At 60.3% G+C, this 22,419-nt stretch carries 25 protein-coding genes; 10 read left to right on the top strand and 15 right to left on the bottom strand.

The features are described from left to right. Positions 1-29: 29 nt before the first annotated feature. Positions 30-659 carry a lipopolysaccharide assembly protein LapB gene (locus FAY22_RS06640; RefSeq protein ID WP_146329486.1) on the bottom strand — a complete coding sequence of 210 codons (630 nt, stop codon included), beginning with the start codon at positions 657-659 and terminating at the stop codon, positions 30-32. A gap of 214 nt (positions 660-873) precedes the next feature. Between FAY22_RS06640 and tssJ the strand changes: the two genes are divergently transcribed. The 7 genes from tssJ to FAY22_RS06605 all read left to right on the top strand — a co-directional run bounded on the left by tssJ (position 874) and on the right by FAY22_RS06605 (position 9,496). Beyond that, a complete protein-coding gene (tssJ, locus tag FAY22_RS06635; RefSeq protein WP_146329485.1) occupies positions 874-1,554 on the top strand; it encodes a type VI secretion system lipoprotein TssJ in 681 nt (226 codons plus the stop codon). A 36-nt stretch (positions 1,555-1,590) separates the two neighbouring features. Then, positions 1,591-2,940, top strand: coding sequence for a type VI secretion system baseplate subunit TssK (gene tssK / locus FAY22_RS06630; RefSeq protein WP_146329484.1), 1,350 nt, complete (start codon positions 1,591-1,593; stop codon positions 2,938-2,940). A gap of 26 nt (positions 2,941-2,966) precedes the next feature. Further along, a complete protein-coding gene (gene icmH / locus FAY22_RS06625; protein ID WP_371417393.1) occupies positions 2,967-3,731 on the top strand; it encodes a type IVB secretion system protein IcmH/DotU in 765 nt (254 codons plus the stop codon). A 17-nt stretch (positions 3,732-3,748) separates the two neighbouring features. Further along, positions 3,749-6,580, top strand: a complete 2,832-nt coding sequence (locus FAY22_RS06620) for a type VI secretion system Vgr family protein (RefSeq protein WP_146329482.1) — start codon at positions 3,749-3,751, stop codon at positions 6,578-6,580. Beyond that, a complete protein-coding gene (locus FAY22_RS06615) occupies positions 6,577-8,205 on the top strand; it encodes a hypothetical protein (protein ID WP_146329481.1) in 1,629 nt (542 codons plus the stop codon). Before FAY22_RS06620 ends, FAY22_RS06615 begins: the two co-directional genes overlap by 4 nt. Continuing rightward, complete coding sequence (locus tag FAY22_RS06610; protein ID WP_146329480.1) at positions 8,202-8,756, top strand: hypothetical protein; 555 nt, start codon at positions 8,202-8,204, stop codon at positions 8,754-8,756. The genes FAY22_RS06615 and FAY22_RS06610 overlap by 4 nt, the downstream gene beginning before the upstream one ends. A gap of 311 nt (positions 8,757-9,067) precedes the next feature. Next, entirely contained in the window at positions 9,068-9,496 is a 429-nt protein-coding gene (locus tag FAY22_RS06605) for a hypothetical protein (RefSeq protein ID WP_146329479.1), read from the top strand. A 32-nt stretch (positions 9,497-9,528) separates the two neighbouring features. Here the strand turns inward: FAY22_RS06605 and FAY22_RS06600 are convergent, their stop codons facing one another. The 6 genes from FAY22_RS06600 to mltG form a co-directional block, all read right to left on the bottom strand. Continuing rightward, complete coding sequence (locus FAY22_RS06600; protein WP_146329478.1) at positions 9,529-10,203, bottom strand: ankyrin repeat domain-containing protein; 675 nt, start codon at positions 10,201-10,203, stop codon at positions 9,529-9,531. Positions 10,204-10,208: 5 nt separating this feature from the next. Further along, positions 10,209-10,988: a TatD family hydrolase gene (locus FAY22_RS06595; RefSeq protein WP_146329477.1), complete on the bottom strand. Its 780-nt coding sequence runs from the start codon at positions 10,986-10,988 to the stop codon at positions 10,209-10,211. A gap of 111 nt (positions 10,989-11,099) precedes the next feature. After that, positions 11,100-11,492, bottom strand: coding sequence for a PilZ domain-containing protein (locus FAY22_RS06590; RefSeq protein WP_146329476.1), 393 nt, complete (start codon positions 11,490-11,492; stop codon positions 11,100-11,102). A gap of 10 nt (positions 11,493-11,502) precedes the next feature. Next, positions 11,503-12,549 carry a DNA polymerase III subunit delta' gene (locus FAY22_RS06585; RefSeq protein ID WP_210411903.1) on the bottom strand — a complete coding sequence of 349 codons (1,047 nt, stop codon included), beginning with the start codon at positions 12,547-12,549 and terminating at the stop codon, positions 11,503-11,505. A gap of 13 nt (positions 12,550-12,562) precedes the next feature. Further along, entirely contained in the window at positions 12,563-13,168 is a 606-nt protein-coding gene (tmk, locus tag FAY22_RS06580; RefSeq protein ID WP_146329475.1) for a dTMP kinase, read from the bottom strand. A 34-nt stretch (positions 13,169-13,202) separates the two neighbouring features. Next, complete coding sequence (gene mltG, locus FAY22_RS06575; RefSeq protein ID WP_246860679.1) at positions 13,203-14,129, bottom strand: endolytic transglycosylase MltG; 927 nt, start codon at positions 14,127-14,129, stop codon at positions 13,203-13,205. Between the two features lie 174 nt (positions 14,130-14,303). On the opposite strand from mltG, the gene FAY22_RS06570 reads away from it, so the two are divergent. Genes FAY22_RS06570 through FAY22_RS06560 form a run of 3 tightly spaced genes read left to right on the top strand, consistent with a single transcriptional unit; the run spans position 14,304 to position 16,377 of the window. Further along, entirely contained in the window at positions 14,304-15,365 is a 1,062-nt protein-coding gene (locus FAY22_RS06570) for a folate-binding protein YgfZ (RefSeq protein ID WP_246860678.1), read from the top strand. 8 nt (positions 15,366-15,373) lie between these two features. Continuing rightward, on the top strand, positions 15,374-15,661 hold the full coding sequence (locus tag FAY22_RS06565; protein WP_146329473.1) for a DUF4936 family protein: 288 nt from the start codon (positions 15,374-15,376) through the stop codon (positions 15,659-15,661). Then, positions 15,652-16,377, top strand: a complete 726-nt coding sequence (locus tag FAY22_RS06560; RefSeq protein ID WP_146329472.1) for an NRDE family protein — start codon at positions 15,652-15,654, stop codon at positions 16,375-16,377. The genes FAY22_RS06565 and FAY22_RS06560 overlap by 10 nt, the downstream gene beginning before the upstream one ends. Here FAY22_RS06560 and FAY22_RS06555 read toward each other — a convergent pair. From FAY22_RS06555 to FAY22_RS06520, 8 genes are all read right to left on the bottom strand, one after another. Next, positions 16,374-16,811 carry a GNAT family N-acetyltransferase gene (locus FAY22_RS06555; protein ID WP_146329471.1) on the bottom strand — a complete coding sequence of 146 codons (438 nt, stop codon included), beginning with the start codon at positions 16,809-16,811 and terminating at the stop codon, positions 16,374-16,376. The two genes, FAY22_RS06560 and FAY22_RS06555, sit on opposite strands and share 4 nt — an antisense overlap. Further along, on the bottom strand, positions 16,808-17,245 hold the full coding sequence (locus tag FAY22_RS06550) for a thioesterase family protein (protein WP_146329470.1): 438 nt from the start codon (positions 17,243-17,245) through the stop codon (positions 16,808-16,810). The genes FAY22_RS06555 and FAY22_RS06550 overlap by 4 nt, the downstream gene beginning before the upstream one ends. 59 nt (positions 17,246-17,304) lie before the next feature. Then, positions 17,305-18,207 (bottom strand): alpha/beta fold hydrolase, encoded by a 903-nt coding sequence (locus FAY22_RS06545; protein ID WP_371417375.1) that lies wholly within the window; start codon positions 18,205-18,207, stop codon positions 17,305-17,307. Positions 18,208-18,241: 34 nt separating this feature from the next. Continuing rightward, positions 18,242-19,147: an SDR family oxidoreductase gene (locus FAY22_RS06540; RefSeq protein ID WP_146329468.1), complete on the bottom strand. Its 906-nt coding sequence runs from the start codon at positions 19,145-19,147 to the stop codon at positions 18,242-18,244. A gap of 21 nt (positions 19,148-19,168) precedes the next feature. Further along, on the bottom strand, positions 19,169-20,098 hold the full coding sequence (locus tag FAY22_RS06535) for a glutathione S-transferase family protein (RefSeq protein ID WP_146329467.1): 930 nt from the start codon (positions 20,096-20,098) through the stop codon (positions 19,169-19,171). A 24-nt stretch (positions 20,099-20,122) separates the two neighbouring features. Next, a complete protein-coding gene (locus tag FAY22_RS06530; RefSeq protein ID WP_146329466.1) occupies positions 20,123-21,118 on the bottom strand; it encodes an NADP-dependent oxidoreductase in 996 nt (331 codons plus the stop codon). A 74-nt stretch (positions 21,119-21,192) separates the two neighbouring features. Then, positions 21,193-21,627, bottom strand: a complete 435-nt coding sequence (locus FAY22_RS06525; RefSeq protein ID WP_146329465.1) for a PaaI family thioesterase — start codon at positions 21,625-21,627, stop codon at positions 21,193-21,195. Continuing rightward, the gene (locus FAY22_RS06520) at positions 21,627-22,412 is read right to left on the bottom strand and encodes an SDR family oxidoreductase (RefSeq protein ID WP_146329464.1); all 786 of its coding nucleotides are present in this window, start codon (positions 22,410-22,412) and stop codon (positions 21,627-21,629) included. The genes FAY22_RS06525 and FAY22_RS06520 overlap by 1 nt, the downstream gene beginning before the upstream one ends. Positions 22,413-22,419: the final 7 nt, after the last annotated feature.

The following is a 22,419-nucleotide window of genomic DNA, read 5'->3' as shown; positions in this document are numbered from 1 at the left end:
GGAGAAGTCAGGTGGGTGGATGCGCTGCCTTACTTCAGCGACTTGAACGGATCGGCTGCCTCCGCGGCGGAAGTCGATGGCGCGGTGGCCCGCGTCGGAGCGGGCCGCTTGGCCTTGCGCTGCGCAGCGTGGCTGACAGGCCGCTTCTCCGGCACAGGAGCAGGAACGAGCACTTTCTCGCCGAGTACGGCGCGTAGGGAATTCGTCAGATTTTCCGCCTCCACGCGCACATCCGAGTTCACGGCATTCGGTGAACGCAAACCCGCCACCGAGTTGGAGGCAATCCGCAGCCCCGAGACTACCAGCAGGCTCTTTGCTTCCTGATTCGCTGTATCCCGTTGGAGCGCTTCGTTCGCGGACTGGATAGCGGCGGGATAATCGCCCTCGTCAAAGGAAATTTTTGCGATCTTGAGCCAGGGAATTGCGCTGGACGGATTTTCCCTGGCTGCTTGATTAAGCAGGGAAATAGCCTTGTCACGCTGGCCATTGGAAATTTCGGTATCGGCCTCCTTTGTCAAGATATCAAGCTGCGCCTGCGCACGCTCGGGATTAGTTGTCGTTGCGCAACCGGCCAGCAAAGCAAGGCAAAGCGCTGGAATGGCAAATAAACGATTTCCGTTGAGAACAGAAGAACTGCGTCGGTCGGTGAAATGGCTCATGGATAGTTTCAATGAAAGAAGGTCTCGGTTAGCGGAAAACACAGCAACATCGCCGGGTTCATCCAGTCAAGGATGACTGCCTTTACAGAGTGTCCGGGAAGAACACTTATCAAATTTTCAATTAACAAAATTGCAATGTTTGGTTTATACTAGCCGAAACATTGCGAATTAGACAATTTATTTTTTAATATTTTTTTGCTCTGGCGATATAAAAATGAAGAAAAAAGCAGAGGAAAAGAGCTTTTACATGATCTTGGATAGAAAAACGCGGCGTCATGTAACAAAAGGAAATCTACATGAGCTTCCATTTAGAAGGGTCGGTTTATTGACTATGAGTATTTTTCTCGCCGCCTGTAGCGCCGTGCGGGCCACGACGGATAAGGCAGCGCAGTTAGCCTTGGAAACAGTTGGAATCAGGGCGCCGGAAAGCTCGGCTCAGGCGGCGCCGGCCAGAACGATCCGGATACGCCTCGACGCCGCTAGGGATTTGAATGCCGACGAGGATGGAAAAGGCTTGTCGGCGATCGTACGGCTGTACAAGTTAAGAGACAAAAATGCCTTTCTTTCCGCATCGTACGCCGTATTTGGCCATCTTGATCGGGAAAAACAGGCGTTCGGCGCCGATTTGATGGAAGCGCACGAACTGATACTTACGCCAGGACAACAAATTGACCTTGCCGAGAAAATGAGCGCCGAAACGCCGTATCTCGGTGTGGCGACATTATTCCGTACGCCCGACAGCAGACGCTGGCGTTTTGCATTTGCTGGCGCGGCCGCCGAGGCGGCGGGCATTACCTTAGGCGTGCATGGATGCGCGATGACCGCCACAACCATCGCCCCCTTGGGCATGACATTGAGCGACGCGGCCTTGCTGTCTTCGGTCAAATGCAACTAATCCGGTAGCCATCACGATTTTTTCATCGCCACTCCAATGAACCATCCATCGAAAATCCTATGGGGCGAAGGCTTGTTTCTGCGCCCGCAGCATTTCCAGCGCCAGGACCTGTACCACGAATCGCGGCTGATCGAATTCGGCCGCGCAGTCCACCCCTATTTGTGGGGAATCCGCAGCCTGAAGTTCGACATGGATGCGCTTGCTTCGGGCGTGCTGCGCATCACCGAAGTCTGCGCCATTCTCCCCGACGGCGAGAGCGTCAATGCGCCCTCCTGCGACGATTTGCCCGAGCCCGTCGACCTAACGAGCGTCGATAGTTACGGTGCCGGGGTCGTGTTCTATCTGGCGCTTCCCTATCTGCGCGATACCGGCCCGAATTTTTCCGCGTGCCCGGACGATGCGGGCAAGACCCATCGCTACCGCCAGCATGACGTGCCCGCCCCCGATCTCTATACCAATGCGATCGACTCGACGCTATCGGTCCTGAAGAAATCAGTACGCCTTTTGTCGGACCTGGACAACCGCGAGCGATACGTGTCCCTGCCGTTGGCCCGGGTGCGTACGACGAGTTCCGGCGGTTATGAGCTGGACAACGCCTTCGTTCCGCCCGTCGTCAGCATCCAGGCCAGCGCTCCAATCTATCAAATGGTGCGGCGGCTGATCGAAATGCTGCAGGCGAAAGCACATGCACTTTACGGCTATCATCGGGAACCTTCCTTGAATATCGTCGAGTTCCGCTCTGGCGACGTCGCGTCCTTCTGGCTGCTCCATACCGTCAACACCGCCTGCGCCGCGCTGCAGCATCTGTTCCGTCATCCCGACCTGCATCCCGAGCGACTGTTCCAGGAATTGCTCCGCCTCGCAGGGCAGCTGCTGACCTTTTCCAAGGCATACAGCCTTTCCGACCTGCCCGCCTATCATCATGCCGCTCCCGGCCTTGAATTCATGAAGCTGGACCAGCTCATCAGGGAGTTGCTGGAAACCGTCATTTCGTCGCGCTATTTCTCGGTCATGCTGGCAGAGCCCAAACCAGCATTCCACCTCGGACGGCTCGATTCGGACAAGGTCGCCAGCGGTGCCGCCTACTACCTCGGGGCGACGGCTGACATGCCTCCGGCCGAACTGGTGGAGGCCGTCCCGCAGCGCTTCAAGGTCGGGGCGCCGGACGATGTGGACAAGATGGTGTCGTCGGCCATGCCCGGCGTGCGCCTGATGGCTGCGCCACAGGTTCCGGCGCCGATCCCGGTGCGCCCCGGCTGCTACTACTTTTCGATCGAACCGCACGGTCCACTTTATGAGCGCATGATCCAGTCTGGCTCGATCATGATCTACACAACCGCGGGTTTCAGGAACCTGAAGCTCGAACTGTTCGCCGTGACGCAATGAATGCCGCCACACCTTCCCCCGACTCCGTGAACCGCGCGCCATCGCTGTATGCCGGGCACATGGCGCCAGGGTTGGAGCCGCACGCCGGGCCACGTACGCTGGTCGACCTGATGCACGACGGCTTTTACCTGCTGCTGCTGCTAAAAAACCGCCACGTGCCGGACGATGCGGAGCGCTTCACGGCACAAGTTTGCCGCTTTCTCGCTACCTTCGAGCGCAATGCGCGAGCGCTGGATGTTTCTGCGGATGACATCTACGCCTCGAAATACGCCTTTTGCGCAGCTCTCGACGAAACCATCCTGTCATCCGACATGGCTATTCGCGACATATGGGAACGGGCGCCGCTGCAGCTGACGCTGTTCGGAGATCAGCTTGCCGGAGAAAACTTCTATGCCAAGCTGGAAGAAATCCGTCATCGTGGCCAGACAAGCCTGCAGGCGCTGGAAGTCTTCTACATGTGCCTGCTGACTGGGTTCCAGGGAAAGTACATGTTGGAGAGCAAAGAAAAGCTGAACTACCTGATTGCCACGCTGGACAAGGAAATCGTTCACCTGAGAGGCAAGCGAGCCCAGTTCGCGCCGCACTGGAAGGCGCCCGACAATATAAAGAACCTGATGCAGACGGGCATTCCGATGAGGGTGATCGGCGCGGCGCTGGCGCTGCTCGGCGTCGCGGCCTTTGCAGGCCTAGATTGGCTGCTGGCAACACATACGAATGCGGCACTCGCGCCCTACTTCGACATCGTCAAACTGGCGCCCAAGGTCGCCAATATCACGATCAGCCTCCCCTGATCGCAGGCCTATAGAAGATGAACAGCGCTTTCAGCACGGATCTTTCGCTTTCCCGGGTACCCCTGCCGCAATCCTTGAAAGCCGGCCTGCAAGCCTTGCCGCTCTGCCTGTCGCAGCATGCCAGGCTGCTGTCCATCGAAACCGCGCTCGGACCGGACGCGCTGATCGTGGAAAGCTTTAGCGGGCACGAATCCATGTCCGGACTGTTTCGCTTCAAGGTAGATTGCCTGGCGACGTTTGCGCATTGCGAGCTCAGTTCCATAGTCGGAGAAGAGGCTTGCCTGCGCATGCGCCTGGCCGACGGCAGCACGCGTCCTTTTCACGGCATCGTGACGACGGCCAGCCTGCTGGGCGGTGCCGGATCGACGGTTCGCTACGGATTGACGCTTGAGCCGTGGCTGCACGCGCTCACGCTGCGTCGGGACAGTTATGTTTTCCAGGACAAGTCCGTGCTCGACATCGTCGCCGAGATATTCCGGGACTACCCTCATGCCAGCTACCGCTTCGATGTCAGTGCACCGCCGCCCAAACGCGCGGTGACGATGCAATATCGCGAGTCCGACTACCAGTTCATCACGCGCCTGCTCGCCGACGAGGGCTTGAATTTCTATATTCGCCACGATACGCAAGACGGCCATTCGGAACGGGAAGCAAAGGCCGTGCGCGCAGGCCACTGTTTCGTCGTTTTTGACGACAACGCATCGCTGGCGCCGTGCGCGCAGCGCCAGGTACGCTTCCATCGCGCCGACGCCACCGAGCGAAGCGACACAATTACGCTGTTTGCGCAACGGCGCCGGGTGCAGGCAAACTCGGTCACCCAGTCGAGCTGGGACTACAGGGAACTGCATACCCATGCCGCGGACGATCAGGCAGGGATTGACGCGCGCGGCCTGCCGCCACTGGAAGTTTTCGAGGGACGCGGGGCCCATCGCTATTCCAGCGCGGCGGAGAGCGCGCGCTTTGCCCGGGCGCGCGCCGAATCGCTTGCCCTCCAACATCAGATTTGCCATGGCGAGAGCGCAGTTCGCGCATTTTCCATCGGCGCCTGGTTCGAATTGACTGGCCATGCGGCAAGCGGGCCGGCCGAATACGTAGTGCTCTCGATCGAACACCGGGGAGCCAATAATCTTTCGGCCCATGACAACGGGTTATCGAAACAAGCAGCAATCGAAGGCGGCACCTACCGCAATCATTTCACCTGCGTTTACCGCACAACGCCCATTCGCCCGGCCTGGACGCCGCCCAAGCCGACCGCAGGCGGCGCACAAGTGGCACTGGTCGTCGGGGTCGCAAGCGAGGAAATCACCACCGAGCGCGATCATCGCATCAAGGTGCGGTTTCCGTGGCAACGCGGCGAGCGGATGGCAAACGGGCAGTTCGGACACCCTGCGGCACCGAACGGTCCCGGTAACGAAACTACCGGCAACTGGGTGCGCTTGGCCGAACCAGCCGCCGGCGCGAACTGGGGCAGCAATTTCATCGCCCGCATCGGACAGGAGGTACTGGTCGACTTCATCGACGGCGACATCGATCGCCCCGTCGTGATCGGCCAGCTCTATAACGGTTCCGATATACCTCCTTATCATGGCGCTGGCAATCATCCCGGCGCCCTGGCCGGTATCCGCACGAAAGAATATGGAGCAGGCGGATTCAACCAGTGGAGCATCGACGACACGCCGCAACAGTTGCGCCAGTCGCTTGTTTCCTCATATTCGGCAAGCCAGTTGAATGTCGGTTACCTGATCCGGCGAATCGGCAACGTACGCGGCGCGTTTCGCGGCACGGGGTTCGAACTGATAACCGATGTGTGGAGCACGATACGGGCAAAGCGCGGGATATTCATCTCGACCGCACAAAGAACTGGCGCGGCCTCCACCCAACTCGACGCGCAGGAAGCGCAGGGTAAACTGTCGTCGGCATCCGACCTGGCGCATGCCTTGTCGGATGCCTCGGCACAGCACCAGGCGCTGCCGCTGTCCACGAGCGCCGGCGTCAGGGGGCTAGTCAAGACTATCACCGCCATCAACCCCGCCGATGGGCGGCAGGCGCCCGCGTTCGAGCAACCTGTCGCGCTACTCGACAGCCGAGCCGGCATCAGTGTTGCGTCCCCGGCATCGTCGGTCCTGCTGGCCGGGCAAGACCTCACCTTGAGCGCGACCTCGGCGCTGCGCATGAGTGCCGGCCAGGCGGCATCTCTTGCGGCGGCAAAAACGTTATCGTTGTTCACGCACGCCGGCGGCGCGAAAGTGATCGCGGCCAAGGAGCCTGTGTCGGTACGCGCACATGCCGGGCCGATGGATGCGCTGGCGGAACGAACACTTGCGGTCACCTCCAGCGGCGGCCGCATCAAGATTCAGGCGAAGCAGGAGATTCTGCTGGCATCCGGCGGCGGGTATATCAAGCTGGCTGGCTCCAACATCGATATCCACTGTCCTTCTTCGCTCTCGGTCAAGGGAAGTACGCATGAATTCCTGGGGCCGGGAAACCTCAGTGCAGGCAGCCCCGATTTGCCGGAGGGTCGCGCTCCCGGCTTTCCGTATCCCGCAAATTCGCCAATTTCGCCGAAGCCGGAGCGCTACAGCGGGCGCTTGTTAGCATGCAATCCCATCACCGGCGAGAGTCTGTCCGCAGGTTATGCCTTGATCCACGACGGCACCGTGATCGAAAAGGGCCGCACTACCGGCGATGGGTTCTCAATACGACACATACAAGATCGCGACGCCTGCCTCGCAGCGTTCGTCGGCCCGAGTAGTCCTTGGACCGTCGAGTATCATAGCGGCGCCGAAACGCCATCTCCCATCAACGACGAAGGCCAAGACATCAGCAGTCCCGAGGCAGACGCACAATGAATTCTGAAAGTACGCTCGTTGAAACCGAACTGAGTCCCTCGCCAGCCGCAGCCGAAGCAATTAATCAGGACCAGCGGCCAGCACCTCTGGTCGAGGCGATGCCAACGGCGCAATCGTCAGATCTGCCAGAAGCCGCGGCTCCAGCGATTGAACGTCCATCACAAGTTGATAATGATGTGAATTATGTGTCGCTGATCTTTCGCGACGGGCTGGACATGTCTATCGCCGGACTGGAATTATTTGTTACGCTGCCTTCGGGGCACGTGTGCACGGCGACATCGACCGCCCAAGGAGCAATCACTCTGCCGGTGCCGGCAAAGGCGAGCGGGCACGCGCAGGTTGAGGTAAAAGACTCCAAGGGAAAACGCCAGCCGGTTTGCTCCATCGACCTTGCGCAATGCAATGATGCTGTCATCATTCGCAGCCCCAAGGTCAAAGCCGATCTTCCCTTGCGCCCGCACCAGCAATCCCTGCCGCCCAAGCCCAGCCCGTTGACGCTTGCCCAACCAAAGGCAGTAAAACCGCCAGCGACACAACCCGGCCATGTAGACACCGACTCGCCATGGTGGAACGCAAACGGCACAGTGCAACAAGCGTGGAATTGGCTGACCAGTAGCCTCCACGTGGACGAGCAACGCCCGGCATCTACACCGACGACACCCGTGATTTCGAGTACGCTGAGCAAAGCAGGTCAACCAGTGACCGTACTTGTCGGGCCGGAATGCCCCAACAAAGACAGGCTGAGATTAGGTCGCAATAATATTTACCGGCAGGCGATTCTCGACGCTTCAAAACGCTTAGGCCTGATACCTCAGGCATTGTGCGCGTTGATGGATTGCGAAGCAGGTAAAGTCACTGAACATATCCCGAAGCTGGGACCGAATGGTGAGCAACTCAAAGACAAGAATGGCAAGCCGCTTACCACCACCATTCGCGAACTTTGGAACGCCAACGCCGGCAACGCGCAAAGCGGCGCGGCAGGCCTTACTCAATTCCTGGCGAGCACATGGCTGGGACACGTATTGAAGCCTGGGCTGTACATTCATGATCGGAGTGTCGCCAACGGATGGGTGCGCAAAGAAGTCGATGCCAAGGGCAGGCCGCGCTGTGTATTTGTGCTTGCGAATGGCAAAACCACCACAGATCCCTATTTAAAATGCCGCAATGACGACAACGTCAAGAAATGCCTTGCGATGCGCATGGACCCGACGTGGTCGATCAATGCGGCTGCTGACTATGGCAATGCAAATCTAAAACTACTCGCGAGCCAAGGCTTTAAGCTGGCGAGCCTAAACGACATGGACCGGGCAAAGCTCATGTACCTGATGCACCACGAAGGCGAAGGGGCGGGACCGCTGTTTATTCGTAATACTCTCGCTAGAGGCAAAGGTGGCATCGAGGGGTTGCGCAAGAAGTTTGCGACACAATTGGGAAAAGACGGAAGAGCTTTAGCACAGGAGTTGATTGACCGGGCCGATGGAGACGTGGAAATCGCCTATCGAAATTGGTTAGGCCACTATATCGATATGCAGTTTAGCGCTGCAGATAAATACTTCTGTTCCGAACCCGTTTCGGCAAAAACATTATCAAAATTAATGTCCTATATCGGAGGAGAAAAATTGTGAAGCACATCTTTTTACCGATTCTACTGCTGTTGCAAATCACTGGTTGCGCCGCCAAGGACACTTGTGAGAGCGAAAGAGGAATCAAAACGCCATATGGTCGAATAACTGCAACAGAGTGTACCGACTCGAAGGGGGCCACAACGCGTCAATGGATCTCACTCGACGAAAAGCGATTACTAGAAGACAAAAAATTGTCAGCAGATTTGGCAGTCGAGAAGACGCGTACTTATTGGGTCTTCGCCGGTCACCCTACCTGGGAAACAGGCTGCCCAGATCGCCTATACTTGATCGACCTTTCGAGGAAGCCGGTAACGGTCATTGCCTTCGGCGTGAAAAAGGCGTGCAACGAATTTCACTGGGCCTCCTGGGGCAAGACACGCAGTGTGATCGCTCTTAAAAACAATGTGAAGTTCGTCTACGAAAACGGCAAGATGCTACCGCCAGCAACCGGTGAAAGGCTTTGGAAAGCCATCGAACCTCCACATGCGGGAGCGGGATTAGGTCTGGAAGACGCCATACCGTTTGCCGAAGATGTGCCCCTGCCTAAATAAGCATATTGGGCTGCTACCGTTCCAGTGCTGGACAATTAACGAGCCAGGCTTCGATAAGCACATTTCAATCCCGCGTCGCAGCATAGAAAATTTGCAATACTAAATAAGCAATCAATTTGTATTACAAATTAAGCAATAAATTGAAACGATGCTAATATCGCGAAAATTGACAATCAGAAAAGTTACAACGTTGCGACGCGCGTTCAGCTTCACTCCTGTATTCGATCGGCAAGCCGTCCATTCCTGAGCGGTCCATGCACAGGGAACAGACAAGGTTGCCGTTTGGTCTGTTTATGCCTGGAGCCTGGAATATGGATCACATTCCTTTTACAAAGATATCGATCGAAGAAGCGAAAACGGCTCTGCAGAATAGCGGTGAGCCGGTTCGTATCCTGCCTCAGGTAACGACATCCTGGGAAACCAGGCGCAAGCCCCCGCATGACGTCGATCAGGACTTGGCCAAGCAAGCCTTCCAATGGCTGGCGACGTTGCCGAAAGATACCCGCCCTACGGCACTTGCCCTCCAGTTTCCGCGTATTGCAAACCGGCTTGCCGAAATTTGGAAACGCCCGTTGCAATGCGAGCGCTATCTGGATGAATTGATGATCGACCGCCGTGGTGGCCGTCAGGGGTTCCCTTCCGATGTCGCGGCCGATATCGCCAAAGTCAAGTTGCACTTCATGGATACGAGCAGCAGCGTGCGCTTCGGCGTATGGGGCGACCGGATCGGCCTGGACTAATCAGCTTCGGTGGCACGGCGTCTATGACGGCATCAGAGCTTGCCCGCCTTTTTCAGGCGATACGTCAGCCCCTCCACGATATCCAAGTGCCCATGGTTCCGTGCAAAGTCGATTGCAGTCAAGCCCAGTTCGTTTTTCAGGGATGCGTCCGCGCCCTCGTCGAGCAGCAGCTTCACGGTGTAAATATGCCCTTCGCGCGCCGCCATCATGATCGGCGTAGTTTTGTTGGGCGATTCGGCGTCGATATAGGCGGATTTGTCGAGCAATAGCCGCACGATCTCGTCGCTGCCGCTGGCGGCGGCATAATGCAGCGGCGTCCAGCCCGGCCGGTTGACCTCGGCCCCTTTGGTCAGAAGGGCTTCGACCGCCGGCTTGTTTCCCTTGTAGCAGGCAATCATCAGCGCGTTGTCGCCATTGCGCGACTTGGCTTCGATGTCGATTCCTTCGGCGTCCAGCAACACCTCGAATACCTTCATCGACTCTTCCCGCAACGCCAGAATCAGGCCGGTGTCATTGCGCTCGGGTTCGATCAGATTGGGGTCGAGGCCGCGCGCCAGGAGCGATTTGACCGCCTGCTCGCGGTTATTCCTGACCGCCAGGAAAAAATCATCGTAGGCGCCGGCAAATGCCAACCAGGGCAGACATGCCAGCATCGCCGCACCCAGCACGGTGCGCCGATGCCTGTTTCCTTGAAAAGCGTCGACCATACCGTTCAGCGCGCTATCTTGAACAGGTTAAAAAAATTGTCCGTCGTCTGCCGTGCTACCTGTTCGAGCGGAACCTGTTTCAGCGTCGCCAGGAACTCTGCCACATGCCGCACCAAACCCGGCTCATTCATTTTTCCCCGGAACGGCACCGGCGCCAGGTAGGGTGAATCGGTTTCGATCAGCATCCGCTCCAGCGGCACGGCACGCGCCACTTCATGCAATTCCTTCGCGTTCTTGAAGGTGACGATGCCGGAAAACGAGATATAAAAGCCCATCTCCATCGCCGCCTCGGCCACCGCGAGCGACTCGGTAAAGCAATGCATCACGCCTCCGGCGCCGCCCGCATCGGGGCCCGCGCCCTCTTCACGCATGATGCGGATGGTGTCTTCCGACGCCGAACGGGTATGGATGATCAGCGGCTTGCCGGTTTCGCGGGAAGCGCGGATATGGTTGCGAAAGCGCTCGCGCTGCCATTCCAGGTCGCCTTCGAGCCGGTAGTAGTCGAGGCCGGTTTCGCCGATCGCGACGATCTTCGGATGCTGCGACAGGCGGACCAGTTCGTCGACGGTCGGCTCCGGCGTTTCCTCATAGTCGGGATGGACGCCGACGGATGCGTAGATGTTCGGATATTTTTCCGCCAGCTCGAGCACGCGCGGGAAATCGGGCAAGTCGACCGATACGCACAGCGCATGGCTGACCTGGTTGTCGGCCATCTTGTTGAAAATTTCCGGCAGGCGAGCCGCCAGCTCGGGGAAGTCAATGTGACAATGAGAATCGATAAACATGCCGCCTATTTTACGACGGCACGGGACTTCGGGCGCGCGACGAGCGATGTTTCGGTCAGGCTACGCGCTTGCCGACGATAACCAGGTCGCGCTCTATGCCGCCATGTGCAGCTAGAGAGTATGCGTGGCGCGCGACGAGCGCAGGGCCGCACCGAGCAGTTCCTCGATGCGCGCCTTGACGCGCTGGCCGCTCTCGTCGGCGGAGAACTGGACGCCGACGCCCTGCGCCTTGTTGTTGTTGGCGCCCGGCGGCGTGACCCAGGCGATCTTGCCGGCGATCGGATACTTGGTCGGATCGTCCATCAGCGTCAAGATCAGGTAGATTTCATCGCCGATCTTGTAGCGCTTGTTAGTCGGAACAAAAATACCGCCGTTGGTCAGGAAGGGCATGTAAGCCGCATACAGGGCCGCCTTTTCCTTGATCGGCAGCGACAGCACCGAAGGACGGGCCACCGCCGAGCTGGCGCCGGAGGCGGCTGCGGGATTCGCTGTGGGTTCGGCCATGACTGTCCTTTCACGCTCGCGCGGCAAAAAGAGTGGAATAACTGAGCAGCATGTCTTCAATAAACAACCGCGCCGACAACGGGTGCTCGGCGATCGCGCGGCGCTCGTTCAGGGATTTCAGCGCCCCCAGCAGCCGGGAAACGTCGGCCTGCCCAGCCAAGGTCGCCAGTTCCTTCTGGTAGCGCGGATAATACCGGATTCTGCCGGAAAGTTTGAGCGAAAACACGTCGTACAACCAGCGCTGCAGCCATGCGACCAGCTCGGTCACCGGCACTTTCTGCAGCCGCTCCGCGCCCCTCAGCGCGCCATCGACGCCCGGCCTGACCAGCAGTTGCAGGAACTCATCCATCGTTTCGCGCGAGCCCGACTCCGCGGCGGCATGCGCGGCAAGCGGCGCGCCGCCCTGCTCGGCCAGCCAGACATCGCCATCCTTGACGCCCTGCTCGCTCAACCAGGCCAGCGCCTGTTCGGCCGAGGGCATGGCGAGCGCGAATTTGCGGCAACGCGACAGAATGGTCGGCAACAGGCGCTCCAGACTATTCGACACCAGCAGGAACATGGTGTGCGGCGGCGGCTCTTCCAGGGTCTTGAGCAAGGCATTGGCCGCCGCCGTATTGAGCGCTTCGGCCGGATACAGCAGGACCACCCGCATGCCCTGGCGGTGGGTCGAAATGTTCATGAAATCGGCCAGCGCGCGAATCTGGTCGATCTTGATTTCCTTGGATGGCGTCTTGCTCGCCTTGCCGGATTTTTTACCCTCGCCCGCCTCGGCGCCGTCTTCGGCCTCGCTGGCCTCATCCTCCAGCGCCTCGGGGCGCACGCGGCGATAATCGGGGTGGTTGTACTGGGCGAACCAGCCGCAGGAATCGCAGGCGCCGCAGGCATGGCCGAGCGCATCTGGCGACTGGCATAGCAAGGATTGCGCGAAGCGTTCGGCGAACGCCGTCTTTCCGATGCCTTCCGGGCCGTGGAACAGGATGGCATGCGGCAGCCGCTGCTTCAACTGCTGAAGTTGCTGCCATGGCGTGCTTTGCCAGGGATACAAGGCGTCGGTCATGGTCTGTTCAATCTTAAATACCGCGAACCAGGCTCGCGAGTTCCTCCTGAATCGTGGGAATGCTGCGGGTCGAGTCGATGATGCGGAACCGGTCCGGAAATTCGGCGGCGCGGCGCAGATATTCGCGCCGGGTGGCATCGAAAAAATCGGCCTTTTCCTGCTCGAACTTGTCGAGCTCGCGCGTTGCATCCAGGCGCGCCCGGGCGACCGCCAGCGGCACATCGAACAGCAGCGTCAAGTCCGGCTGCAGATGCGGATGCACCCACTGCTCAAGCACCGCCAGCTTGTCCAGCGCCAGCTTCCTGCCGCCGCCCTGATAGGCGAACGTCGCATCGGTGAAGCGGTCGGATATCACCCAGTCGCCGCGCGCGAGCGCCGGCTCGATCACTTGCGCGAGATGTTCGCGCCGCGATGCGAACATGAGCAGCGCCTCCGTTTCAAGGTGCATTTTTTCATGCAGCAGCAGTTCGCGCAGCTTTTCCCCCAGCGGCGTACCGCCCGGCTCGCGCGTCACCACGACCCGCAAGCCCCTGGCCTTCAACAGCTCTGCCACGAAGGCGATGTGGGTCGACTTGCCGGCACCGTCGATGCCTTCGAAAGTGATAAATTTGCCAACCATTTTCGATCTTGTTCTGTTTTTTTGATACCCGGCATTATCGCTGGTATTTGTTCACCGCGCGGTTGTGATCGTTCAGGTTGTTATTGAATTCGCTGGTGCCGTTGCCGCGCGAGACGAAATACAGCACGTCGGATTTGGCCGGGTTTAGCGCGGCCAACAGCGACGCGGCCCCCGGCAGCGCGATCGGCGTCGGCGGCAACCCCGACCGGGTATAGGTGTTGTAGGGCGTATCCGTGGTCAGGTCGCGCTTGCGGATATTTCCCTTGAACTTGTCGCCCATGCCGTAGATGACGGTCGGATCGGTCTGCAGCAGCATGCGGTGCTTCAGACGATTGACAAACACGGCCGCGACCATCCCGCGCTCTGACGAAGCGCCGGTTTCCTTTTCCACGATCGACGCCATGATCAGCGCCTCGTAGGGCGACTTGTACGGCACCGACGGATCACGCCTGCCCCATTCGTCGTTGAGCCGCTTGAGCATCAGAGCGTGCGCCTGCTTGTAGATCTGCAGGTCGCTCGCGCCCTTGGCAAACAAATAGGTATCCGGGAAAAACAGTCCTTCCGGCGCCTTAAACTCGCTGTTGATTTTTTCCATCAACTCCTTGTCGGACAGCCCGGCGGTATCGTGCTTCAAGGCTGGATGGGCGGCAACCGCCTCGCGCATCTGCCTGAAGGTCCAGCCTTCGATGATGGATAGCGACTCTTGCGCGAACTCGCCGCGCGTGAGCTGGGTGATCAGGGCCAGCGGCGTGGTTCCCGGCTTGAGCTCGTAATTGCCAGCCTTGAGCTTGCCGCCCTTGCCGGTGAGGCGCGCCAGTACTTCCAGCAAACTCGGATTGACCGGCACTCCCGCCGCGGCGATCTGCTCGGCGCTGCTGCGTACGCCGCTGCCGGCCTTGATGGAGAAATCGATCGGCGCGTGATTGTTATCGATGATCGGCTGATGCGACCAGAATGACATCACGGCAGCGAAGAACAGCGCGACGGCGACTATACTAACAAGAAATTTTTTTACCAAAACAATGCCTTACACAAATATCAATTGCGTCCGGCGCTTTCGGCGCCGGCAGACGCGTTTTTTCAGACGTCACTATAATCAAGCCATCACGATATTGGCTATAAATTCCTGATACCTATGACTGAAATGATGACCGCATGGTTGCAGTTTTTGACGACGCAAGGGGCGCAGATCGACGCCAGCACGCAACGGGTGTCCGGCTTTTCCCGGCCGCTGACGCAGGACCAGCTCGAGCAAGGCTTCGTTGCGCCATTGACGGAGCTTGGCCTGATCGCGGTCACGGGCGAGGACGGACCGCATTTTCTGCATAACCAGCTGACTAACGACGTCGAGCATCTGGGACAGGCGGAGGCGCGCCTGGCCGGTTACTGTTCGCCGAAAGGCCGCCTGCTCGCCACCTTCCTGATGTGGAAGGCGGGCGATGCGATCATGCTGCAACTGCCGCGCCAAATTCAGCCGGCGGTGCAAAAGCGCCTGCAAATGTTCGTACTGCGCGCCAAGGCCAAGCTGCTCGACGCAACAGACAGCCATGCCGTTCTCGGCGTTGGCGGGCGCGCCGCCGGCGATTTGCTGCGGAAATGGTTTTCGCAGCTGCCGGACGCGCCTTACACGAAAGTCGACGGCGAAGCCGGCACGCTGATGCGCGTGTCCGACGCCTTCGGCGCGCCGCGCTATCAGTGGATTGCCACGCTCGATACCGCGCAACAGGCGTGGAATGAGCTCTCTGCGGCGCTGCCGCCGGCGGGAGCCCAGGCATGGCATCTGGGCGAGATCCACGCCGGCATCCCCCAGGTGACGCAGGCGACGCAGGAGCAGTTCGTGCCGCAGATGATCAATTTTGAATTGATCGGCGGCGTAAATTTCAAGAAGGGCTGCTATCCCGGCCAGGAGATCGTGGCGCGCAGCCAGTACCTGGGGAAGCTGAAACGGCGCATGGCGCTCGCCTCGGTCGATGCGGTGGACGCGGCGCCCGGGATGGAAGTTTTTTCGGCGGCCGATCCGGAACAACCCTGCGGCATGGTCGTCAACGCGGAGCGCAATCCACAGGGAGGCGCCGATTGCCTGGTCGAGCTCAAGACGGCGGCCATCGAGGCCGGCACGATTCACCTCGGCTCGGCTGGCGGCGCGGCGCTTGCCATTCAAGCCTTGCCCTACCCGGTTCCCGATACGGGCGCGTAATTCCCCCGATGGACTTGTATATCTACTATCGGGTACGCAGCGAACACGCCGAGACGCTGCGGGCGCAAGCGGCGGCCATGCAACAATGCCTTTCCAGGGAATATGGTATCGTCACCGGACTCAAGCGGCGCCCGGAAGAAAGGGACGGACGGCAGACCTGGATGGAGATCTATCAATCGGTGCCGAACGGTTTCGCCGCGATCCTTGAACGCGCAATTGCGCAGGCAGGACTGGCAAGTCTGATCGACGGCCAGCGCCATACCGAATATTTTTTGGATGTTCCCACATGTGCTTGATTGTCTTCGCCTGGCAAGTAGTTCCGGGCATGCCCTTGTTCGCCGCAGCCAACCGCGATGAATTTTACGAGCGGCCGGCCGCGCCGGCCGGCTGGTGGAGCGATCATCCGAACGTCTATGCGGGGCGCGACCTTCAAGGCGGCGGCACCTGGATGGGCGTGACGCGCGCCGGGCGCTTTGCGGCGATCACCAACGTGCGCGCGCCGGACGAGAAGCGTCCCGACGCGCCGACACGCGGCAGGCTGGTGGCCGACTACCTGAGCGGCGAAGCATCGCCGGAGCAATACGTGGAACAGGTCGCCGAGCTGGCGCACCGCTATAACGGATTCAACCTGCTGGTGGGGAGCGCTGAAAAAATGATCTGGTTTTCCAATGCAGGCAAGGAAGACCCTCGCAACGGCAAGCCGCTGACGCCAGGCATCTACGGCTTGTCCAACGGCTTGCTCGATTCGCCGTGGCCTAAGGTGGTGCGCACCAAGGCGCAATTCGGCAGCCTGCTGTGCCAGGGGGCGCCGGAAGATGCGTATTTCGAAATGCTGGCCGACACCGCGCGCGCGCCGGACTGCCGCTTGCCGCGCACCGGCGTCAGCCTGGAATGGGAACGGGTGCTGTCGGCGGTGTGCATCGACTCGCCGGAATACGGCACGCGCGCAGCGACCGTGGTCCGGCTGCATGCGGACAATACCGCGATCCTGCGCGAGCGAGCGATCCGTTAAGTTGAAGTCGTGCCGAAGTCGCGCCGCATGCTGACGTGTGCGATGCCGGCCTCGATGAACTCCTCTCCATCGCGCACGAAGCCGAAGCGCCGGTAAAACGGCTCGGCTTGGGTCTGCGCGTTGAGCAGCACGCAGCGGTCGCCGCGCCGTTGCGCTTCTTCCATGAGCGCTTGCAAGACCAGTCCGCCTATACCCTGCCCGCGCGCGCTCTTGCGCACGGCCATGCGGCCGATATGGCCATCCGGCAGAAGGCGGCCGGTGGCGACCGCCTGGCCGGCATCGTCGTAGACCACCGCATGCACGCATGCAGCGTCCATGTCATCCCATTCCAGTTCGACGGGCACGTTCTGCTCGATCACGAACACGTCGTAACGCACGGCGCGCGCATCGGTTTTGTGGCGCTCCCAGTCGCCGAGGATCAGGCGGTAGCTCATGATGCCGACGGGGCGATTTTCTCGAAGCGCGTCAGCGCCTCGCGCCACTGCCCCGGGAACGGAACGCCCTTGCGCACAGCGGTATCGGCATATACATACACCAATTCGCCGGAGATCAGGTGCCGCTCGCCGAGATGGATTTCCAGCGCAAAGCGCACCGACGTGCGTCCAAAACCCGCGCAGCGCACGCCGATGTCGAGCATATCGTCGAAACGCGCGGGCGCAAGGTATTCGATGGTCGACTTGCGCGCAAACAGTTCGCGGCCTTCCTGTGCCTGCTGCAGCACGCTCGGCAAGCCGGTGGCGCGCCAGTACTCGGTGAAAGCCACGTCGAAATACGTCAGGTAATGCCCGTTGAACACGATGCCCTGCATATCGACTTCCGCCCAGCGCACCCGCAGGGGGTGAAAAAAGGAAAAATCTTCGCGTGCCATGATGAGTTGAATAAGGAGCGACGGGCAATTATCACCGATCCCGATAAATGCCGTGCGCCTTAATCGGAGAGGAAGCCGCGAATCAGCCGATTGATGCGTTCGGGCTGCTCGTGAACGATCCAATGCGAACCTTCCGGGATACGCACCACCTGCAAGTCGTCAACGAAGTCTTCCAGCCCATCCGCCAGCGTCCTGGGCAACGCGATATCGCTTTCGCCCCATATCACGCGAGTCGGCACGCGCACGCGGAAATCCTCGGGATCGAGCTGCAGATTAAGCGGTCCCGGATGATCGCCGGTGGGCGGGTGCAACGGCGAGGCGCGATAATAGTTCACGCCGCCGGCAATGCCGCGCGACCAGCATTCATGGTATTTGGCGCGCACGTCGCCGGCAAGCCACGGCGTCGGCGAGCGCCCCATGCCGCTCAGGATGCCTTCCATCAGCGCGAAGCCGTCCTTGGCAAGCGCCTGCTCGGAGCCCTCCGCGCGCAGCCAGTTCATGTAGCCGCTGGCTTCCTTCTGCGCGGGATCGGTCGCCAGCGCCTTCATGAACAAATATGGATGCGGCGAATTGATGATGACGAGCTTGTGCAGCAGGTGCGGCAACGCGATCGCCAGGTTCCAGGCAATCGCCCCTCCCCAGTCGTGCGCCACCAGCACGAATTTGTCGTAGCCGAGATGCGCCGCCAGCAGGCGCAGATCGTCGACGATGTGGCGGGCCTTGTAGGCGCCGACATCGGCGGGCATGTCGGACAGGTTAAAGCCGCGCAAATCCGGCGCGACCGCGAAATAGTCGAGGCCGAACTCCTTGAGCTGCGCTTCCCACTCGTACCAGAACTCGGGAAATCCGTGCACAAACAGCAGCAGCGGCCTGCCCTTTTCACCCGCGCTCGCATAATGCAAGCGAATGCCATTGGGCAGCGACGCAAACTGCCCGGTCTGAATTGCGGTGTCCATGCTCATCCTTCCCTTTCCAGTCGAAGAAATCGCTGCCGCCTTACTTCACGTTCATTTTCGCCTGCAGCATCTCGCGCACCTGAGGCGCGGCGGCAAACGGATCGCTCGGGTTGCGCTGCAAGACGATGTCTTCCATCCGGGTCTGCACGTTGCCGAGTGCATGCGGATGCGAATAGATGTAGAACTGTTCGTTGCGGATGGCATCGAAGGTGCGCTCGGCCACTTCCGCCGCCGTCACCTTGCCGGACGAAACGGCTTTCTCGGACACTGCCTGGGCGGCGATCTGGCTGGCGGTCGGTCCGCCTTCCGTCTTCACGTCGTCCGGGCGGTTGCGGTGCGATTGGCTGATCCCGGTCGGCACGAAATACGGGCACAACACGGAGGCGCCGACCGGCGCCTCGATCAGTTTCAGGTCCTGGTACAGGGTTTCCGACAAGGACACCACCGCATGCTTGGACACGTTGTAGATGCCCATGTTGGGCGCATTCAGCAGGCCCGCCATCGACGCCGTATTCACGATATGGCCCTGATAGCCCGCTTCCTTCTTCGCGCATTCGAGCATCAGCGGCGTGAAGATGCGCACACCGTGGATCACGCCCCACAGATTCACGCCCAGCACCCATTCCCAGTCGGCCACCGAGTTTTCCCAGATCAGTCCGCCTGATCCGACGCCGGCGTTGTTGAACACTAGGTGCACCGCGCCGAATTTCTCCATCGTGGCGTCGGCCAGCGCCTGCACCTGCTCGGCGCGGCGCACGTCGCAGCGCATCGCCAGCACCTGCGCACCCTGCGCTTCCAGCTCAGCCGCGGTCTTGTCGAGCGCATCCTGCTGCACGTCGGCCAGCACCAGTTTCATGCCCAGCCGCGCGCCGATATTGGCAAACTCGCGTCCGAAACCGCTTCCGCCTCCGGTAATGACGGCTACCTTGTTTTGAAATTCTTTCATGCTTGTCTCCTGATATTTTGGTTAGGCTTTCTTGAGCTGGAATCCGACGCGCGGGAAATGCACCACGACTTCGCCCGCGAGCGGATCGGTGCGGCGCACCGCAAGCTCGTTGTCGGTGGAAATGACGAGTTCGCCTTCCACCGGGTCGATACCGTAGTCATTCGGCATGATCGCAACACGCTCGCCCGGCGCAATACCGTGAAAGTCGACAAAGGGCAGATGCGAAGTGTCCGCCGCGCGGCTGTTGCGGGCGATTTCAAGCGCCTGCTCGGCATTCATACGATCGAACTCGTGATGCCCGAATGCCTCCATGCGCCCGGCCCACTCCTTCAGCTTCGGCGCCACCTCCAGCACCTCGGCAACGGCTGGCGCACTCCGCAGGAACCACACCGAGTGATACACCGAAAAATCGGCGATGCACGGTTGCGCGCCCAGCAGGTACGGCTTGCCGTCCGCCAGCATGTTTTCCAGACGGCGCAGGTATTCCGTCAGGCTGCCGGTCGCCTCCGGCAGCGACATGCGCGGCATGTTGCCGCGAAACGCCGCGCGGTCCGCGCCGAACGCCTTGATCTGTTCCGGCGTCATATTACCGAGCGCGCTCTTCATGCCAGCAGGCTGGAACAGATGCGTGATCATGGTCCAGAACAATGTCGAATCAGCCCATTGCGCCAGCGTGCGTGCCAGCCCGGCGCATTCGGTCGGATAAAGCGAAGGCGCCGGCGCCAGCCGTTCCAGAACATCCGCGATCAGCGCCGTGTCGCAATAGATGTCGGCGCCGATCTGCATCACCGGCGTGCGGCGATAACCGCCTGTCAGGGCGACCACATTCGGCTTGGGCATGATGGCCGGGATGATGACCGACTTCCACGCGACTTTCTTGAAGCCGAAGATCAGCCTGACCTTTTCGGAAAAAGGCGAATTCGGATAGTGATGAAAAATAATCTCTGACATAGTCATTCTCCTGATCGCGGGCGTTCAAGTCAGCTTGACCAGCTGCTTGCCGAAATTCCTGCCCTTGAGCAGGCCGATGAATGCATCGGGCGCACAAGCGAGGCCTTGCGCGATCGATTCGCGGAACTTCAGGCGGCCGGCGGCGACCAGCGTGCCCAGTTCCCGCAGGCCCTGTGGCCAGAATTCCATGTGCTCGGAGACGATAAAACCGCGCATGGTCAAGCGCATGGTCAGGAATGCGCGGACATTATTGATCGGCATGGGCTGGCCGTCGTAACCGGCGATCAGGCCACACAACGCGATGCGGCCGAACGGGTTCATGCGCGCCAGGCAAGCGTCGAAGCCCTCGCCGCCGACGTTTTCGAACACCGCGTCGATGCCGTCCGGCGTCGCCTGCGCGAGGTCGGCAACGAGGTTGCCCGCCTTGTAATCGATGCAGGCGTCGAAGCCGAGCTCGTTGACCACGTAATCGCACTTTTCCCTGCCGCCGGCGATGCCCACCGCGCGGCACCCGCGCAGCTTCGCCAGCTGACCGACCACGCTGCCGACTGCGCCGCTGGCGGCCGACACAACGATGGTCTCGCCTTCCTTCGGCTGCATGATCTGCGTGAGGCCATACCAGGCGGTCATGCCGGGCATACCTACCGCCCCCAGATAGGCAGACAGCGGAATATGCGTGGTGTCGATCTTGCGCAGCAAGGCGCCATCGGAAACGCCCATCTCCGACCAGCCGAGCATGCCTTGCACCTTGTCGCCCACGGCGAATTTCGGGTTCTTCGACTCGACCACTTCGCCGACGGTGCCACCGATCATGGTTTCGCCGATCGGCTGCGGCGCCGCGTAACTCTTCACGTCTTCCATGCGCATGCGCATGTAGGGGTCGAGCGACAGATAATGATTGCGAATCAGGATTTCGCCGTCCTTCAGCGCCGGAACCGACACCTCTTCAAGACGGAAATTTTCGGGCACCACCTCCCCCGTGGGGCGGGAGGCGAGGACGATGCGGTTGAATGTGTCCATGAGGTTCTCTCTATTCTTTTCGTTGGTCGTTTGTTGCCGGCCCCGTCTCCAGGAGCCGGCCAGCCTGTGCAAAACTACTCGAGATCCAGCTTCCTGCCGGCGTCGAGGCGCTTCAGGTACTTGAATGTTCCCATCGCCTTCGCCACCAGCTTTTCGCCGTTCCAGATCTCGCCTTCGCAAAAGCACATCGTCGTCGAACGATGAAAGGCCTTGCCCTTGGCAACGATACGGCCGCCCGGTTTGCCACCGGGCTGCAGGAAGCTGGTCTTCATCTCGATCGTGACGCCGCCGCGCGCATCCGGGTCGAGCGATCGCCCGGCCATCGACATGACCACGTCAAGCAGGGTCATGATCACGCCGCCATGCGTGACCTGCCAGCTGTTCATGTGGCGATGCTGCAGGTCGAGCGCGATCTGCGCCTCGCCGTTGCCCATGCCGAGAAAGTCGACGCCGAGGTCGTGCAGGAACGGGATCTCGACCGGAAACGGTTGCGGCTTCGAAGTATCCATCAGTGAACCGCCGACACGCCGCCATCGACTGCCAGGATCTGGCCGGTGATGTGCTTGGAAGCGTCGGACGCGAACAGCAGCGCCGCGCCCTTCAGGTCCTCGTCGTCGCCGATGCGCTGCAGCGGCGCGCGCCTGGCGAGATTTTCCTCTCCAAAGTTTTCCAGCACGCCCTTGGTCATCTTGGAAGGGAAGAAACCCGGAGCCAGCGCATTGACGGTGATGCCGTGACGGCCCCATTCGCCGGCCAGTGTGCGCGTGAAATTAACCACCGCCCCCTTGGAGGTGTTGTACGCCACCGTCTGCATGCTGCCAGGACCGTTGCCGGACAGGCCGGCGATAGACGCGACATTGATGATGCGACCGTATTTACGCGGGATCATCGACTGCTTGCCGACCGCCTGCGACAGCAGGAAGATGCTGCGGATGTTCAGGTTCATCACCTTGTCCCAGGCTTCGGTCGGATAATCTTCGGCCGGCGCGCCCCAGGTGGCGCCGGCATTGTTGACCAGGATGTCGATGTGGCCGAGGCGCTTGATCGCTTCGTCCACCAGCGGTGCAACCGCAGATTCCTGCGCCAGATCGGCGGCGATGGCGGACGCTTCGATGCCGCGCTCCTTCAGGTGCGCGACCGCTTCGTCCAGGTCGGACTGCTTGCGCGAGCACAGCACGAGTTTGGCGCCCTGCTCGCCCAGCGCTTCGGCGATCTGCAGGCCCAGGCCGCGCGAGCCGCCGGTGATCAGGGCGGTCTTTCCGGTCATGTCGAACAATTGTTTAATGGTGCGCATGTCGTCT

It is taken from the genome of Noviherbaspirillum sp. UKPF54 (assembly GCF_007874125.1).
GTDB lineage: Bacteria > Pseudomonadota > Gammaproteobacteria > Burkholderiales > Burkholderiaceae_D > Noviherbaspirillum.
The sequence above is the reverse complement of the archived record's forward strand: the minus strand, read 5'-3'. Positions and strand labels throughout refer to the sequence as shown.